General features: G+C 62.6%; 17 protein-coding genes. 4 read left to right on the forward strand and 13 right to left on the reverse strand.

Features of this window, described 5'->3' with window-relative positions; all coding sequences use genetic code 11:
- Positions 1-117: 117 nt before the first annotated feature.
- Both FJ417_RS02085 and carB read left to right on the forward strand, forming a co-directional pair.
- On the forward strand, positions 118-936 hold the full coding sequence (locus FJ417_RS02085) for an SH3 domain-containing protein (protein ID WP_140782299.1): 819 nt from the start codon (positions 118-120) through the stop codon (positions 934-936).
- A 183-nt stretch (positions 937-1,119) separates the two neighbouring features.
- Positions 1,120-4,623 (forward strand): carbamoyl-phosphate synthase large subunit, encoded by a 3,504-nt coding sequence (carB, locus tag FJ417_RS02090; RefSeq protein ID WP_140782300.1) that lies wholly within the window; start codon positions 1,120-1,122, stop codon positions 4,621-4,623.
- 245 nt (positions 4,624-4,868) lie between these two features.
- Here carB and FJ417_RS02095 read toward each other — a convergent pair whose 3' ends face one another.
- From FJ417_RS02095 to FJ417_RS02155, 12 genes are all read right to left on the reverse strand, one after another.
- On the reverse strand, positions 4,869-5,720 hold the full coding sequence (locus FJ417_RS02095) for a hypothetical protein (protein ID WP_140782301.1): 852 nt from the start codon (positions 5,718-5,720) through the stop codon (positions 4,869-4,871).
- Entirely contained in the window at positions 5,677-5,901 is a 225-nt protein-coding gene (locus tag FJ417_RS02100) for a hypothetical protein (RefSeq protein ID WP_140782302.1), read from the reverse strand. The genes FJ417_RS02095 and FJ417_RS02100 overlap by 44 nt, the downstream gene beginning before the upstream one ends.
- The gene (locus FJ417_RS02105) at positions 5,898-6,812 is read right to left on the reverse strand and encodes an IS1595 family transposase (RefSeq protein WP_246687380.1); all 915 of its coding nucleotides are present in this window, start codon (positions 6,810-6,812) and stop codon (positions 5,898-5,900) included. Before FJ417_RS02105 ends, FJ417_RS02100 begins: the two co-directional genes overlap by 4 nt.
- Positions 6,813-6,853: 41 nt before the next feature.
- Positions 6,854-7,477: a DUF4238 domain-containing protein gene (locus FJ417_RS02110; RefSeq protein WP_140782303.1), complete on the reverse strand. Its 624-nt coding sequence runs from the start codon at positions 7,475-7,477 to the stop codon at positions 6,854-6,856.
- A gap of 23 nt (positions 7,478-7,500) precedes the next feature.
- Positions 7,501-7,983: a cupin domain-containing protein gene (locus tag FJ417_RS02115; protein ID WP_140782304.1), complete on the reverse strand. Its 483-nt coding sequence runs from the start codon at positions 7,981-7,983 to the stop codon at positions 7,501-7,503.
- Positions 7,984-8,288: 305 nt separating this feature from the next.
- Positions 8,289-8,843: a DUF4142 domain-containing protein gene (locus tag FJ417_RS02125; RefSeq protein WP_140782305.1), complete on the reverse strand. Its 555-nt coding sequence runs from the start codon at positions 8,841-8,843 to the stop codon at positions 8,289-8,291.
- Between the two features lie 114 nt (positions 8,844-8,957).
- Positions 8,958-9,713, reverse strand: a complete 756-nt coding sequence (locus tag FJ417_RS02130; RefSeq protein ID WP_140782306.1) for a DUF899 family protein — start codon at positions 9,711-9,713, stop codon at positions 8,958-8,960.
- Between the two features lie 116 nt (positions 9,714-9,829).
- Entirely contained in the window at positions 9,830-10,654 is an 825-nt protein-coding gene (locus FJ417_RS02135) for a carbohydrate ABC transporter permease (RefSeq protein ID WP_140782307.1), read from the reverse strand.
- Between the two features lies 1 nt (position 10,655).
- Entirely contained in the window at positions 10,656-11,570 is a 915-nt protein-coding gene (locus tag FJ417_RS02140) for a sugar ABC transporter permease (protein WP_140782308.1), read from the reverse strand.
- A gap of 23 nt (positions 11,571-11,593) precedes the next feature.
- The gene (locus tag FJ417_RS02145) at positions 11,594-12,850 is read right to left on the reverse strand and encodes an ABC transporter substrate-binding protein (protein WP_140782309.1); all 1,257 of its coding nucleotides are present in this window, start codon (positions 12,848-12,850) and stop codon (positions 11,594-11,596) included.
- 394 nt (positions 12,851-13,244) lie between these two features.
- On the reverse strand, positions 13,245-13,742 hold the full coding sequence (locus FJ417_RS02150) for an N-acetyltransferase (protein WP_140782430.1): 498 nt from the start codon (positions 13,740-13,742) through the stop codon (positions 13,245-13,247).
- A gap of 40 nt (positions 13,743-13,782) precedes the next feature.
- Positions 13,783-14,778, reverse strand: coding sequence for a lytic transglycosylase domain-containing protein (locus FJ417_RS02155; RefSeq protein ID WP_140782310.1), 996 nt, complete (start codon positions 14,776-14,778; stop codon positions 13,783-13,785).
- 165 nt (positions 14,779-14,943) lie between these two features.
- On the opposite strand from FJ417_RS02155, the gene FJ417_RS02160 reads away from it, so the two are divergent.
- Positions 14,944-15,513 (forward strand): methylated-DNA--[protein]-cysteine S-methyltransferase, encoded by a 570-nt coding sequence (locus tag FJ417_RS02160; protein ID WP_140703822.1) that lies wholly within the window; start codon positions 14,944-14,946, stop codon positions 15,511-15,513.
- A gap of 232 nt (positions 15,514-15,745) precedes the next feature.
- Here FJ417_RS02160 and FJ417_RS02165 read toward each other — a convergent pair whose 3' ends face one another.
- Positions 15,746-16,072, reverse strand: a complete 327-nt coding sequence (locus FJ417_RS02165; protein ID WP_140703824.1) for a hypothetical protein — start codon at positions 16,070-16,072, stop codon at positions 15,746-15,748.
- Between the two features lie 259 nt (positions 16,073-16,331).
- On the opposite strand from FJ417_RS02165, the gene FJ417_RS02170 reads away from it, so the two are divergent.
- On the forward strand, positions 16,332-16,544 hold the full coding sequence (locus FJ417_RS02170; RefSeq protein ID WP_027168154.1) for a cold-shock protein: 213 nt from the start codon (positions 16,332-16,334) through the stop codon (positions 16,542-16,544).
- Positions 16,545-16,568 lie beyond the last annotated feature (24 nt).

Here is a 16,568-nt window from a genome sequence, read left to right on the forward strand (position 1 = left end):
CTCACAATTCCGCGCAAATTCAGCATGACACCCCGCGGTCTTGCCGACTATAACCCATCGCCTTGCGGTCAGAGCTCGCTTTGGTCCTGGTCGCGACTCGGAAAAATGCGGCCAAAGATGAAGCGCAAAACTACGCTCCGACTGACGCTGAAGGCACTCTTCGTCGCTCCATTGCTGGCCGCGTTGCCGGCCATGGCTCAGGATCCGCCGGGACCGATCGTTTCGATTATCGGCGGCCTCGCACCGGACGATCTCCTCAATATCCGCGCCACCGCCTCGCCGAGTGGAAAGGTGGCGGCGCGGCTGCCCAACGGCACGGCCGTCAAGAATTTCGGCTGCAACGTCGTCAACGGCTATCCCTGGTGCAAGGTCGAGGATACGCAGGATGCGCATATCGTCGGATGGGCGCCCGCCCGCTATCTCAGCCCCAACAACCCGGCGCCGGTGCCTGAAGACGCCGCCGCGCCAGCAGTCGCGGCCGTTGCGCCTCAACCTTCCGGGGAGCAGCAGCCTGATATAGCGGCGCGCCTGGGCGGCGGGGAGCCGGCCGAGCCGCCGACTGCAGCCGAGATCGGCAGGACCGCCATGCAGGACGCGTATGGTCTCGCCTTCGCAGCCTCGGCAAGCGCCGAGTCCGAAACCCCAGATGCCGGCATCCCCTGCGCTCGCGATGTCGGCCAGCCAATGACCCGTTGCGAGATCAGCGTCGCGCACACAGGCGCCGACAGAACCGTGACGGTGACCTGGCCGGATGGCGGCAGCCGCGTCATCACCTTCCATGGCGGCAAGCCGAGCGGCTCGGACTCGCCGGACGAATTCCGTTTCACGCGCGAAGGCAGCCTCAACATGATCCGCATCGGCGTTTCCGAACGCTTCGAGATCACGGACCAGCTGGCGTTGGGTACTGATACAGGGAATAAGGCAGTAGGGCAGTAAGGCAATAGGGAAGAGAAGCCCCTACTCCCCTACTCCCCTACTCCCTCATTTTCAGGGTTACATCCGCCAAAACTCTTCCCTATAAGGCCCTCCTAGCCTGATACCAGAATCGCAAGCACAACCGGCCGGGTCCTCCCCGCCCGGTTTTTCGTGCAAGCCGCTCGCCGAACGGATTTTTCGAGTATGCCAAGACGCACCGACATCAAGTCGATCCTGATCATCGGGGCCGGCCCCATCGTTATCGGCCAGGCTTGCGAATTCGACTATTCCGGCACCCAGGCCTGCAAGGCGCTGAAGGAAGAGGGTTTCCGCGTCATCCTGGTCAACTCCAATCCGGCCACCATCATGACCGACCCGGAGCTGGCCGACGCCACCTATATCGAGCCGATCACGCCCGAAGTGGTGGCCAAGATCATCGCCAAGGAGCGGCCGGACGCGCTGCTGCCGACCATGGGCGGCCAGACGGCGCTCAACACGGCGCTGTCGCTGCGCCGCATGGGCGTTCTCGACCGCTATAATGTCGAGATGATCGGCGCCGACGCGCACGCCATCGACAAGGCCGAGGACCGCGCGCTGTTCCGCGAGGCGATGAGCAAGATCGGCCTCGAAACGCCGAAGTCGATGCTGGCCAACGCCACCGACGTCAAGAACGCCGACCGCAAGACGCATGAGGCCGAGCGCGCCGCGCTGAAGGCGGAGAACCCGGAAAACCTCGACGCCGCGCTCGATGCGCTGGAAACCCGCTGGAACCTCGGCGAAGGCGACCGCAAGCAGCGCTATATCAGCCACGGCATGGCGATCGCCGCGCAGGCGCTCGACCATGTCGGCCTGCCGGCGATCATCCGCCCCTCCTTCACCATGGGCGGCACCGGTGGCGGCATCGCCTACAACCGCGCCGAATTCTACGATATCGTCCAGTCCGGCCTCGACGCCTCGCCGACCACCGAGGTGCTGATCGAGGAGAGCGTGCTCGGCTGGAAGGAATATGAGATGGAGGTCGTCCGCGACAAGGCGGACAATTGCATCATCATCTGCTCGATCGAGAACCTCGATCCGATGGGCGTGCACACCGGCGATTCCATCACCGTCGCGCCGGCGCTGACGCTGACCGACAAGGAATACCAGATGATGCGCAACGCCTCGATCGCGGTGCTGCGCGAGATCGGCGTCGAGACCGGCGGCTCCAACGTGCAGTTCGCCGTCAACCCGGCCGATGGCCGGCTGGTCGTCATCGAGATGAACCCGCGCGTCTCGCGCTCGTCGGCGCTTGCCTCCAAGGCCACCGGCTTCCCGATCGCCAAGGTCGCGGCCAAGCTTGCCGTCGGCTACACGCTGGACGAGCTGGAAAACGACATCACCGGCGGCGCGACGCCCGCTTCCTTCGAGCCGACCATCGACTACGTGGTGACGAAAATCCCGCGCTTTGCCTTCGAGAAATTCCCCGGCGCCGAGCCGGTGCTGACCACCGCCATGAAGTCGGTGGGCGAAGTGATGGCCATCGGCCGCACCTTCCAGGAATCGCTGCAGAAGGCGCTGCGTGGTCTGGAAACCGGCCTGACCGGATTGGACGAGATCGAAATCCCCGGCCTCGGTCACGGTAGCGCGCCAGCCAGCCACGCCGACGACCGCAACGCGATCCGCGCCGCGCTTGGCACCCCGACGCCGGACCGGCTGCGCATGGTGGCGCAGGCGATCCGCATGGGCACCTCGCTCGAGGACGTGCACGCCATGTGCAAGATCGATCCGTGGTTCCTCGAGCAGATCGCCGGCATCATCGCCATGGAGGAACGTGTCCGCGAGCACGGCCTGCCGCAGGACGCCGTCAATCTGCGCATGCTGAAGGCCATGGGTTTTTCCGACGCCCGCCTCGGATCGCTGACGAAGACCGACGCCGAAGTGATTCAGAAGGCTAGGCAAAAGCTCGACGTTCATCCGGTTTACAAGCGCATCGACACCTGCGCCGCCGAGTTCGCCTCGCCGACCGCCTACATGTACTCGACCTATGAAGTGCCCTTCGTCGGCGAGCCCGCCAACGAGGCGCGCGTGTCGTCGCGCAAGAAGGTCGTCATCCTCGGCGGCGGGCCGAACCGTATCGGCCAGGGCATCGAGTTCGACTATTGCTGCTGCCACGCCGCCTTCGCTCTGCGCGACGCCGGCTATGAAGCGATCATGATCAACTGCAACCCGGAGACAGTCTCGACCGACTATGACACCTCGGACCGCCTCTATTTCGATCCGCTGACGGCGGAGGACGTGCTGGAAATCCTGCGCGCCGAGCAGGCCTCGGGCGAGCTCGTCGGCGTCATCGTCCAGTTCGGCGGCCAGACGCCGCTGAAGCTCGCCGACGCGCTGGAGAAGGCCGGCATCCCGATCCTCGGCACGTCGCCCGACATGATCGACCTGGCGGAGGACCGCGACCGTTTCCAGAAGCTCTTGCACAAGCTCAACCTCAGCCAGCCGAAGAACGGCATCGCTTATTCGGTCGAGCAGGCGCGTCTCGTCGCCGGCGAGCTCGGCTTCCCGCTGGTGGTGCGCCCCTCCTATGTGCTCGGCGGCCGCGCCATGCAGATCATCCATGACGAGGGCATGCTGCAGACCTATCTGCTCGACACCGTGCCCGGTCTTGTGCCGGAGGACATCAAGCAGAAATACCCCAATGACAAGACCGGCCAGATCAACACGCTGCTGGGCAAGAACCCGCTGCTGTTCGACACTTATCTCTCAGGCGCCATCGAGGTCGATGTCGATTGCCTCTGCGACGGCAAGGCGACCTTCGTCTCCGGCATCCTGGAGCATATCGAGGAAGCCGGCATCCATTCGGGCGACTCGGCCTGCTCGCTGCCGGTGCATTCGCTGCCGTCCGACCTCGTCGACGAGCTGGAGCGCCAGACGGCCGCCTTGGCTCGCGCGCTCAATGTCGGCGGCCTGATGAACGTGCAATACGCTATTCAAGACGGCACGGTCTATGTGCTGGAGGTCAACCCCCGTGCGTCGCGCACCGTGCCCTTCGTCGCCAAGACCATCGGCCGTCCGATCGCCAAGATCGCGGCCCGGATCATGGCCGGCGAGACGCTGGAAGACGCCTTCGCCCATTACGGCGCCATGCCCGATCCGCGCAATCCCGGCCACATCGCAGTCAAGGAAGCCGTCTTCCCCTTCGCCCGCTTCCCAGGCGTCGACATATTGCTCGGCCCGGAAATGCGCTCGACCGGCGAGGTCATGGGCCTCGACCGCGATTTCGCGCTCGCCTTCGCCAAGAGCCAGTTAGGGGCGGGTGTCGATCTCCCCCGCTCCGGGACGCTGTTCGTCTCGGTGCGCGACGAGGACAAGAAGGGCATCCTGCCGGCCGTGAAACGCCTCGCCGGCCAGGGTTTCAAGGTCCTCGCCACCTCCGGCACCGCCCGCTTCCTCGCCGAGAACGGCGTGACGGCCGAGAAGATCAACAAGGTGCTCGAAGGCCGCCCCCACATCGAAGACGCCATCCGCAACCGCCAGGTCCAGATCGTCTTCAACACCACCGACGGCCAGAAGGCGGTGTCGGACTCGAAGTCGCTGCGGCGAGCCACGCTGATGCAGAAGGTGCCGTATTACACGACGCTGTCGGGCGCGGCGGCGGTGGCGGAAGCGATTGCGGCGTTGAGGGCGGGGAACTTGGAGGTGCGGCCGCTGCAGGAGTATTTTGGGTGAGATCGTTGGCATAGCTGCATGAGACGTCGGTTATCTTTGAGCCGGGATCGGCATCTCACGCAAAGTTTTCAGCAGATCGTCATATCGCGTCCTCTGCAACTCTCTCATCCGCTCAATAAGTGAAGGAACCGGTGCCTTTCCCATGCGATTTTGAATGAAGCGGAGCTGGCTGTCGGAGCTGCCATATACTAATCTATCCGCAGCACCTACTAAAAAGGGGGACCTATATACGAGTGTGACCCGCCCTAGGCTTTAACTTCGCGCATTATGATGATGGGCGTGATGCCGTGGCAATCGTCGGGGCGTCCAAAAACCAATCCAAGTTCACGCCAGAGCTGGATAGCTCCTGAACCGAATTCGTTGTTGCCTCCGCCACAAATGCGGCCATCTGTCTCGCCGGTATTTGGATCACCCGGCAGACAGTCGAGAATGCCCAGAACGTGCCATTCGCCGGCAATTTTGATCCCGTGCTTTAGGGTCAAATCTGACGAGTGACCCAGAAGGTATTTCGCGTCTAGGGTAGACCAAAGGCGAAAGTTCCCACTTTTGAGAGCCATGATAATTGGCTGTTCCAATGTGCCCAAAAGCCGCAGCCCTGATACATCGGCCGTTCCGGCGGGGGCCTGACTATTCTTGTTTGAACGCCGCTCCTGCCTATTGCCACGATGCGCGTTAGCCTGTTGGTGCGCATCCTTTGCGTTCTCGATCGCCGCCGCCCACGAATGCTCCAGCGGCTTCATATTGAGAATGCTGAGCATGCCAGATGACAGGACCAGACCGCCGATGTGTGCCTTGGTAATGTCGGGGTTGAGCATTTTCCTGGCATTGACCTCGTCGAGGAAATTCAATGCTTGAGACCATTGGGCGCTATAGCGCCGCTCAATGCCTTCCCGTTCACCGCTTTTGGTCTCGCCACTCAGAATGCCCTTGAAGCCGCCTGTAACGGCGGCATCGTCGGTTACACTCCTAGAGTGAACCACATCAGTAAGATGGCCGAACTCGGAAAACTGTGAAAGAAAAAGGCCTATGCGGTGGTGATCCACATAGAGAAAATCAAAGACGGAAACGGTCTTTCTTTGGTCTAGTTCTTGCCCCACGCGCAATGTCCTCCCGAGCGTCCTCCACGCGCTTCTTGTTGCGCGCGACCCGCTCAATAATGTCATGGGCTATTGCTTTTTCCAACTCACCCTTATCGGTCTGAGCTAGGCGCGAAATTGCCTCTTCGAAATCCATCTCGAAAAACGGATTTTCGGCCTTGGCTTTCTTGCGTGCGATCATGCAATCAGCTCCCTATACCGGAGACGGCCTTCCACCTGCGCAAGCAGCCCGTTCATGCGCACACCGTCCTCGATAGCGCGGCGATTATAGCGCCACGTTATTTCGGAAAGATAGTTGCCGAGATGCTTGTCTGAAATCCAGTGGTGAATGCCGTAAATTTGACGCTTGATGTGCGACCAAGCGCCCTCGATTGAATTGGTGTGGAAATAGAACCCGCGAACATACTCGCCTTCCGAGTGGTTCACAGTCTGGTGGTAGTAGGACTTGTCGAGGCCCTTGTAGCCGGGGAACTCATCGGTCATGACAATTGAGCCCTCTCTGACGTGCGCCTCCACAGCATCCTTCACGCCTTTGAGCGAATGAATGTGGAATGCACGGAACTCGCCGTTGCGCTCCAAAGCGCCGAACACCACGGCCTTGCCGACCGCGCCGCGACCTGCCTTCTGGCGCTTGCTTTCGTGCTTGTTCTTTTCCTTACCGCCGATGAACGTTTCATCGACCTCGACTGTTCCCTCCAGCGGGCGATTGAAGGATTTGGTGCGGGCAGCATGACGCAAACGATGCAGCATGAACCAAGCGGTTTTCTGAGTGACCTTGATATCGCGGGCGAGCGTCGTGCTGGCAATGCCCTTCTTGTGCGAAGTGATCAGCCATACCGCCATGAACCACTTCCGAAGCGGGATTTTGCTGTCCTCGAAAATCGTCCCAACTTTGATCGAAAAGCGCTGGCGGCAGTCGCCGCATTTATGGGTACGATTATCGGAGAAATTGTAAACTCTGGTCGAACCACAGTAGGGGCAGAAAGCGCCATCTTTCCAACGAATTGAGCGAAGCTGATCAATCGCGGATTGCTCGTCCGGGAAGGCTTCCATCATGTCGAAGAGGCTGTCGAACTGCTTAATCACGGCCATCGCTCCAAACCCGACAGCTGTAATTTAGGTACTAGTATGACCTAAGTCAATGGGTCACACTCGTATATAGGTCCCAATTCATGAGTAGCCCTATCGACGGTTAAAACTGACCATTGCATTCCCGCCAGCCCGTATATCAAGGTCTGGTTAGACATCAAGCGTTTCGCGTTATTGATGACACGAGGCGCAACCTTCGACAGCAGTTCATCAGTCATTTGTTGGAAAGATCGGGTTTCATTTTCAGGTCTTAATGCCTGAAAGAAATTCTCGAAGCCTGGAGCAATCGTCGAAAACAGCTCATGAATGTTCTCGCGCAAGATTCTGATGTCCGACGGCATCCGTGACAAAAGCGTCGCAAGGAAACCCGACCAAGCAAGGCGCTGCGCCACTGAAAATTCTCCTCCATCAAGCATGATCTTAAGAGCTTCCGCAGCTTTGCTATCGATCGGAGACAGAAATTCGCGCTCCATTTCGTGAGCGACATCATCGGGCAAACCTTGAACTGCATAGAGTCTGGAGATGTAACCAGTGCCTTCAGGATGAACTCGTTTCGGTTTTACGACTTCCCCGAATGGCTTGCTGAACTCAACTAACCTCTCATCGGCAAGCGCCCAGCGCCTCAAATAGAAGACCGGCAGGAAATGATGCTTTATCGGCTGAGCCATCTGTCCCGATTGTACTTAGCGAATCATGTCGCAAGCATCTTACATTCTTGCCCCGGATACGGCGTCCCGTCCTTGTGCAAAAACCGTCCGTCCGAGCTTGGGCTCATCATGTCAATGTCGGAGCAGGTGATGACATCGTGCGGGTTGCGCGAGCCGACTTCCAGGTAGCGCGCAGTCACCGATGAGCGGTTGATCATGTGGTGGCCGTTGCCGCCGTTCTTGGCGAAGGTCGCGACGTCGCCCGCTTTCAGCAGCGTCTCGCCGCCATCCTCGACCAGCGTCAGCTCACCCTCCAGCACATAGACGAGCTCGTCCTCATGGCTGTGCCAGTGGCACTGGCTCGACCAGCCGCCGGGCGGGAGGGTCATCAGGTTGACGCCGAAATCCGTGAGACTGCCGGCGTCGCCGAGGCGGCGGCGGGTGCGTTCGGCGCAGGGTTGGTCGAAGGGTGAAGGGTAGCCGGAGCCTTTGCGGATGGGGATGGATGGTAGGTCGATTTTGGGCATGGGGGCTTGCGGGTTGGTGCGGGCAGTTTAACGCGGGGTGGCTGAAGGCGAAGAGCGAAGCGCGCGGTTCGGCATTTGCGAGGATGCGCAACGTCACGTTCCTTCGCGCCCCCCTCTGTCCTGCCGGACATCTCCCCCACAAGGGGGGAGATCAGATGTCGCCCTGGCTTTCGCCAATTGCCAACGTTGCAGAACAAGCGAGGCGCCGAAGCCGCCAATCTCCCCCCAAGTGGGGGAGATGTCCGGCAGGACAGAGGGGGGCGCCGTAGAGCGCCACCGCCGGCCGCTTGCCCAACACGGGTCTCTCACTGATGCGCCACCGCCAGTTCCTTCACGTGCTTCTCGTGCATCTTCAGCACCGGCAGCGTTTTCTTGGCGAATTCCTTCATCGCCGGGTCGTCGCCGGAATTGGCATAGGTGGAAAACAGCGCCACCGCATCCTTATGCGCATCGACCTGCATCTTGATGTATTTGGCGTCGAATTCCTTGCCGCTCGCGGCCTTCAAGTCGTCGAGCAGCTGCTGCTCCTTAGGCTGCAGCGCAGGGTCGGCCGGCTTGATCGACGCCGTGGTCTGGCCTTGGCTGAGCGCCGCCTTGAAATCCTCGCCGGCCTTGCTGTGATCCTTGATCATCTGAGCGGCGAAAGCCTTGACGTCGGCCGACGCCGACTTCCCTTGCGCCAGCTTGCTCGACTCGATCTCGAACATGTTGGCATTCGGCACCGTCGTGACGAAGGTTTGTGTGTCGACCTTGTTCTCGGTCACCATCGGTCCCACGGCGTCTGAATTGTCCGACTGGGCGAACGCGGCGGGCGCGCCGGCAAGAAGCGCGACGGCGACCAGGGGCAGCAGCGTTTTCATCTCGATCTCCGATCCGAAACAGCCCCTCCGCCTTCCCCAACGCGGCACCGGCCCCAGGGTTGCCTAAGAGGTTGCCTCGAAAAGAAGCGCACGGGCCGGGGGCCCGCGTCGCCATCAGTGGCAGTGCGCGCCGGCGGCGTGCCCGGCATATTGCAGCTGCTCGTGCCAGTTCGGCCGGCCTTCGGGCGTGAAATCCATCAGGTTCCACAGGATCTCGCAGGTGCCGATGCCGCGCGGGTCCTGTCCCGGCTCCGATGGCGCGAAGTCTAGCTCCGACGACCAGAAATGCCGGATGCCGTCACCATCGCGGTGGAACACCGAAAGCAGCGGTATCTGCGCGCCCTCGGCCGTTTCGGAGTTGTAGTCGCGCTTGAAGGCGTTGCCGGCCGACGAGACGAGCCGCATGTTTCGCCAGCCGCGGTCGCGGCCGAGCGCTACCAGATTGTCGAGCGCGGTCTTCGCCACCACGGCAAAGTTGAAGCCCGCCGCTTCGAGATGGCCGATCGCGCCGTCGAATTGGTCGAGCAGCGCCGTGCAGGACGGGCATGGCTGGTCCTGCCGGGCAAGCTTCGCCGTCTCGCCGCCTTTCGCCACCTCACGCGTCTCCTGCGGATGGCGCGGGAACATCATCTGATAGAGGATCAGCGTATCCTTGCCCGGCGCCAACAGGTCCGACAGCTTGACTTTCGCCGGCTGGCCCTGGTCGCCCAGGGCGTCGAATACATAGTCCTGCGGCACCAAGCCGCCCGGCGGCAAAGCGCGCCTTGCCTCCGCCACCGCTTCCATGGCGCGGCGCAGCTCGATTTCCTTGCGCAGCAATTTTTCGCGCGCGGTACGATATTTGGCGGAATCATTGGGGAAGGTGATCATGATCGTCTCCTGGCGCCGGCGTCCCGGCGCGGGTTGCTCTACGATCCAAGGACGGCTCACCGCGACCTGATCCGACATTTCGGCGCACGCTTTCCGGTCACTTTTTCACGCCGCATCTAGCCTTTGACGCCGCCAGCCGTGAGACCCGAGACAATCCTGCGCTGGAAGACCAGCACCAGCGCCACCAGCGGCACGGCGACGATCACCGAAGCGGCCATGATGTTGCCCCACGGGATCTCGAACTGCGAGTTGCCTGACAGCAGCGCGATCGCCACCGGCACTGTGCGCTGAGTGTTGGTGGAGGTGAAGGTGAGCGCGAACAGGAACTCGTTCCAGGCGCTGATGAAGGCAAGCAGCCCGGTGGTGGCGAGCGCCGGCCACATCAGCGGTAGGAAGATGCGCGTGAGGATGGTCCAGGGCCCGGCGCCGTCGAGGATCGCCGCCTCCTCGATCTCGACCGGCAGCTCGCGCACGAAGGTGGTCAGCACCCAGACGGTGAACGGCAGCGTGAAGATCATGTAGGACAGGATGAGCGCCAAGAGCGAATTGTAGAGGTGCAGCGCCCGGATGATCTCGAACAGCCCGGCCAGTGCCGCGACCTGCGGAAACATCGACACCGACAGGACGGCGAGCATCAGCGCCGAACGCCCGCGGAAACGGATGCGCGCCAGCGCGTAGGCCGCGGTGACGCCGAGAAGCAGCGAGATCGCCACGACGGCGCCGGAGACGATCAGCGAATTGACGAGGTTGCGCAGGAAGGGACCTTCGCTCAGCACGTTGCGGTAATTGGCAAGGCTGAACGATTTCGGCCAGAGACCTGCCTGGAACAGTTCGGTTCCCGATTTCAGGCTGGTGACGATTGCGTAGTAGAACGGAAACACCGCGACGAAGACGATCGCCAGCAGCAGCAGGTAGAAGCCGGCGCGCTTCAGCATTTTCATGTCAGCGCCCTCCCTCGAAACTCAGCCGGCCGATCCGGATATAGGCGATGGTGAGCAGGCCGATGATCAGGAAAAGCAGCGTCGAGGCGGCGGAGCCATAGGCGAACTTGTCGAACTCGAACAGGTTCTCGCGCGCGAAGATCGACATCGACTTGGTCTGGACATTGTTGGGAGTCAGCACATAGATCAGGTCGAAGATGCGCAATGCGTCGAGCGCGCGGAAGATCACCGCTACCATCACCGCCGGCCGGATCAGCGGCAAGGTCACCCGCCAGAAGATCTGCCACGGGCTGGCGCCGTCGAGCCTGGCCACTTCGAGGATCTCGCGCGGCAGCATCTGCAGGGCCGCCAGGATCAGCAGCGCCATGAACGGCGTCGTCTTCCAGATGTCGACGATGAGCACCGCGATCATCGCGGTATCGGCATTGGCGGTCCAGGCGATCTTGGTGTCGATCAGGCCGAGATCGAGAAGCGCGGCATTGATGATGCCGAACTGGTCGTTGAGCATCCACTGCCACATCTTGGCCGAGACGATGGTCGGGATTGCCCAGGGAATGAGGATCGCCGCCCGCACGATCCCACGTCCCGGGAATTCGGCGTTGAGCGCAAGCGCCACGACCATGCCGAGCACCGTCTCGCAGGCCACCGACACCACGGCGAAGCGTACCGTGTTCCACACCGCGCGCCACCAGACCGGATCGACGAGCAGCCCGTCATAGAGCAGGCGGCCGCTCGGCAGGCGCAGCACCGAAAAGTAATTGTCGAAGCCGATCCATTGCCGCGCGTCCAGGTCGGCCAGCGAAGCATCGGTGAAGCTGTAGTAGACCGTGCGCAGGAACGGCCAGCCGGCGACGAGGCCAAGCACCAAAAGCATCGGCGCGAGAAACAGCCAGGCCGTGCGCACGCGTTGGCGCATCAGCGGCGATCGCCTTGCCGCGCTCACCAGCCCTTGCCTTTCAGCCTGGTCAGCCTCGCCCCGAGATCGGCCAGATTGTCGGCGGCGGTGCCTTGGCCGGAGATCGTGTCGTGCACGGCAGTCCAGAACTGGCTGGATGCCTCGTTGTACTTGATCCTGGCGGTTGCCGAGGGACGCGGCCGGGCGTCGAGGAAGATCGGTTTCCAGCGCGGCACGATCGGCTGCTGCCGGGCGATGTCGGGGTCGTCATAGAGTGCCGAAATGGTCGGCAGGTTGGATGTTTTGAGCGTCCGGTATTTCTGCATCTCGCGCGACGCGATGAACTTGACCAGCTCGATCGCAGCGGCAGGATGTTTCGAATATCTGGAGACCGCAAGGTTCCAACCGCCGAGCGTGGCGACCGGCCGCCCGCCTTCGCCGGCCGGCAGCGGCGCCACGTCGAACTTGCTCTTGATCGGCGAATTCTCGCTGTTGCCGAGCGCATAGGCATAGGGCCAGTTGCGCATGAAGACGGCATTGCCGGTCTGCCAGACGCCGCGCGTTTCCTCCTCCTGATAGGCGAGCACGCCCGGCGGCGCGATGGTGCCGATCCAGCCCTTGACCATGTCGAGCGCGGCCGCAGCCTTGGGGTTGTCGATGGAGATCGTGCCGTCCGGCTCGATGATCCCGCCGCCCCCATTCGACGTCACCCATTCGAGCGCGTTGCAGGTCAGCCCCTCATAGGCGTTGCCCTGGAAGACGAAGCCCCAGATGTCCTTGTTGCCGGCCGCCCGCTCCTTGTTCATCACAAGCTTCGCGGTATCGGCGAGCTCCTTCCAGGTGGTCGGCACCTTGGCGCCATATTTGTCGAGCAGATCCTTGCGGTAGTAGAGCGCCGGCGCATCGGTGAAGATCGGCAGGGCGACCAGCCTGCCGTTGACCGTCTGCGACCTGATGATCGACGGGAAATGCTCACCCACCACATCCCTGGTCGCCTCGGTCAGGTCGACCAGCTGGCTGGCAAGCTGCGGCGCCCAGATCACGTCGGTCTGGTAGACGTCGATATCGCTGCTGCCGGCGGCGAGCCAGAGCCGGTATTGGCCGAACTGGTCGGTGGTCGAAGGCGGAATGACGACGATGTCGACCTTGTTGCCGCTCTTTGTCTCGTAACGATCGAGTATCTCGCGCAGCACCTTGATGCCGTTGCCGGTGTCGCCCGACACGATCGACAGTTCCACGGCTCGCGCCTGAACGGCGCCCAGCAGGATGCCGGCGGCCAGGAATGCCAAAGCGAGTTTCACGGGATTGCGGACCTCCCTGCGCGACCGGCGACGCGCAGGTCGCGGCTCATCAAGGCCCCTGCGTTGAATGCGCGACGCCGCTTTGGGTTCCCGCGCTTATTAGCGCCGACCAGGCCGGCCGTCGGTGAAGCCGATCCCGGTTGGCCCGACCGTGTCGCTGGCTCGCTCCGTCCACCTCGCCTCACGCAAAGCGGACGGGCTCCGAAACCCCCGCCCCGGAGCCCGCCTGGGAGTGGCTGACGCATGCCGGCACAGCCTCCTCCGACGCCTTGCCCGCGTCGATCCGCCGATCGGCCGCCCGGCACGACGAGGCATTAGCATGCCCTAACGTCAGCCTATGTGAAGCTGTTCACAATGCCTGCGCGCAGGTGATTGTAGCGCCGCGCTTTAAGGATCAGCCTTCCCAGTCGACCGGGATCATGCCGAGCCGCTCGTAGAGCCTGAAGGCCGCGGTGTTCTTCACCGTGTTGGTCTTGAGATCGACATGCGTCGCCCCGCGCTCGCGAAACGCCAGGAACACCTGGCGCATCAACGCTTCGCCGATGCCCTGCCGTCTCGACTCAGGATGGACGGCGAGGTCCTTGACGAAACCGGACGTCCAGCAAAGCGCCGCGCCCGCCAGCAGGCCCTTGCCGTCGATCGCCAGGAAACAGAGAGCGGGATCGAACTCCGCATCGCCGGCAATGCGCGGCCACCATTGGTCGAACGGCCCGTCGGCGCCGTCGTCGAACACCTCTTCCAGCAGCGCGTGCAAAGCCGGCGCATCCCGCTGCTCGAACGTGCGTACAACGAAGCCTTCCGGCCAGTGCGGCGCGGCGAGCGTATCGTCGAACAGCTTGCGCAGGCGGATGTCGTTGGCAGCCGGCGGGCGGGGCGTCGTGTTTTCATGCATGGCGCTGTCTCGAACGCCGCGCGCGACCTGACCCGTCGGCTCAGGCGTCGGGTTGCAGGCGGCGGCGCTTGCGATCGACGCCAAGGCCCGTCGCCTCGAGCAGGCCCTTGCGCTTGGCGTCGTAATAATAGCCGGTCTGGTAGAGCATGTCGGCCCGCTTGGCGTTGCCGCCCGAAACCAGCCAGGCGCCGCGCAGATATTTCACCGCGTATTTGAGATTGGTCTCGGCATCGAACAGGCCGGTCGCCGGTCCGTCATAGCCCATGCCGCGCGCCGTCGCGTGCTTGATCTGCATCAGTCCCCAATGGCCGTGATTATAGGCTTTCGGGTTGAAGGTGCTTTCACGATTGACGACATGGCGTACCAGGTCGATCGGCACTTCATAGATCGCAGAATATTTCTCGATCAGCCGTTCGATCTCGCCGCGCGGGCCGCTGGCGTGCTGCTCGGGTTGGCCAGGTGCCGCAAGCAGCGCCGGATTTTCCGGCGCCACATAGGCGACCTGCTGGACGCCGGGCATCGGAGCGACTTTCGCCGACTGGCCGGTGACCGGCATGGCGACGCCCGCGGTCGTATAGACCGCCGCTCGGCTGATGGATCCCGGGCCGGTCGGCGAGCCGCCGGCGGTCAGCACCGGGGGCGGCGGAAACTGGCCGACGAGCGGCGTCGAACCAGCGAAAGCCGCGGGTTGCGCCTGCGTAACACCGGACTGAGGTGCGCCAGGCTGGACAGGCGGCGGCAAAAGCGCGCTTTGCGTCGCCAGCGCGCTTTGCGTCGCGGGCGCGCCAGGCGTCGTGGCCATGGCGACGGCATCGCCTGTGAGCGCCGCGGTCTGCACCTGCGCAAGGCCGGAAGGCTCCGGCAATACGGCGACCTTCTCGGGCAGCGCAAGGGTCGGCGTGTCGTCCGCGACGGCAGGCGTCGAGGCTTCCGCAAGCGCGGGCGCGGCCTTCATCTGCGAGGTCGAGGTGCAACCGCTCAGACCAGCAGCGGCAACGAGCACGCCGAGCGCGGTGATTATGATTTTAGCGGGCAAGCCGTACGGGTCCGGTTTGTCGGTTGTTAAGAAGTCCTTACACCAGCGATTCACACCCGGCAATCGGGGCCACCAAGCGGTTTTCGGGTGGCGACAACAGAGCGGAAGTGCCATATTGTTCTGGATATGTACTCGTTTTTCGCTGTTTTGCGGAAGGAATACGTCATGAAACCCACATCCCAGATCACGGCCGGCCACGCAGTGTTAGAAACAGTGATCGGCTTCATGGGCATCGCATGGAGCGAGAAGGGCCTGATCCGGCTTTGCCTGCCAGAGCGCAGCCGCGAAGCGGTCGAGCGCCGGCTGCTTCGCCACCCCGGCGTCTCAGCCTCGACAGACCAGCCGTCCTGGGTGGTCGATCTGATCGCCTCGATCAAGGCCTATGCGGCCGGCGAGGACGTCGACTTCTCCGGCGTGCCGGTCGATCTCGACGGCGTCGACGATTTCCGCCTCGCCATTTATGAAGCGGCGCGCACGCTCCGCTTCGGCGAGACCACCACCTACGGCGAACTGGCCAAACGCGCCGGCCATGCCGGCCTTCCGCGCGAAACGGGCGCGGCGCTTGGCGCCAACCCGGTCCCGCTGGTCATTCCGTGCCATCGCATCCTGGCCGCTGGCGGTAAGATCGGCGGCTTCTCCGCGCCGGGCGGCTCGGCCACCAAGGAAAAGATGCTGGCCATGGAAGGCGTGCGCGTCGGCCCGCCGCCGGCCGTGCAGGCCTCGTTCGGGTTCTGAGAACACAGAGCAATTCCAGGAAAAATGCATAGCGGTTGGGCTCGGCGGCTGCGCCGTGGCGTTCCGTCCGGAATTGCGTCAGACAAAGAAGATAGAGCGGTTCGGCGTTTCCGTGAAACGCCGAACCGCTCTAATGCATGTCGCGCAAAAGTGACCTCGGTTTTGCGATAACGACATGCATCAAGCAACGAGCTAAAGCGCGTCGCGTGAATCCGTTTCGACGCGATGCGCTTTAGTCTTGCAGGAACCGACGGCGGAAGCGCCGGTCGAAATCCGGACGCTTGCAGACATAGACCATGCAGGACCTGGTGTCGGCGCTCGGCACATAGGCGCGCGCCCTCACTTCGCCCGCGTTGCAGAAGCGCTCGTCGCGCACGTAGCGGTCGTAAAGCGGCAGCCCCGGCACGCGCGTCGACTGGTAGCGCAGGATGACGGCGCCCTGTCTCGCGATCGTCGCCTGCACCCGGTCGCAGCTCATGCGCGTCGGATCGTAGCGCGACACCGCCTGCGCCTCGGCGGCCAGCAGCAGGAAGCAGGCGGCAAGCAAAACGGTCTTCATGGTTCCTCTCCATGGAACGGCAAGCATCTCATCCCTCCACAACGCGCGGCCGCTGTCAAAACTTCCGTGCAACCGCGAGCAGCGCGCCTGCAACCCGTCTTGTATTCCTTCGCAAACTGTCCTATATGCGGGCCATTGAATTTGGCCGATCGATCGGGCCTCGCGATCCCTCGCGTTTGCTGACGTCTCCAAAATTTCGATACCACCGGCCGGACTTCGGGTCTGGTCAAACGAAAGCAAATGTGGAAGGGCATTTTACATGGCAACTGGTACGGTCAAGTGGTTCAACGCCACCAAGGGCTACGGCTTCATCCAGCCTGACAATGGCGGCGCGGACGTTTTCGTCCACATCTCCGCTGTCGAGCGCGCTGGCATGACCAGCCTCGCCGAAGGCCAGAAAATCAACTTCGAGATCGAGCAGGACCGCCGCACCGGCAAGTCCGCTGCTGGATCTCTTAGCAAGGCAGCCTGATTTGGCTTAAGCATTTTGCAGCCA

Origin of the sequence: Mesorhizobium sp. B3-1-7 (assembly GCF_006439385.1) — a bacterium.
In the GTDB taxonomy this organism is placed as follows: domain Bacteria; phylum Pseudomonadota; class Alphaproteobacteria; order Rhizobiales; family Rhizobiaceae; genus Mesorhizobium.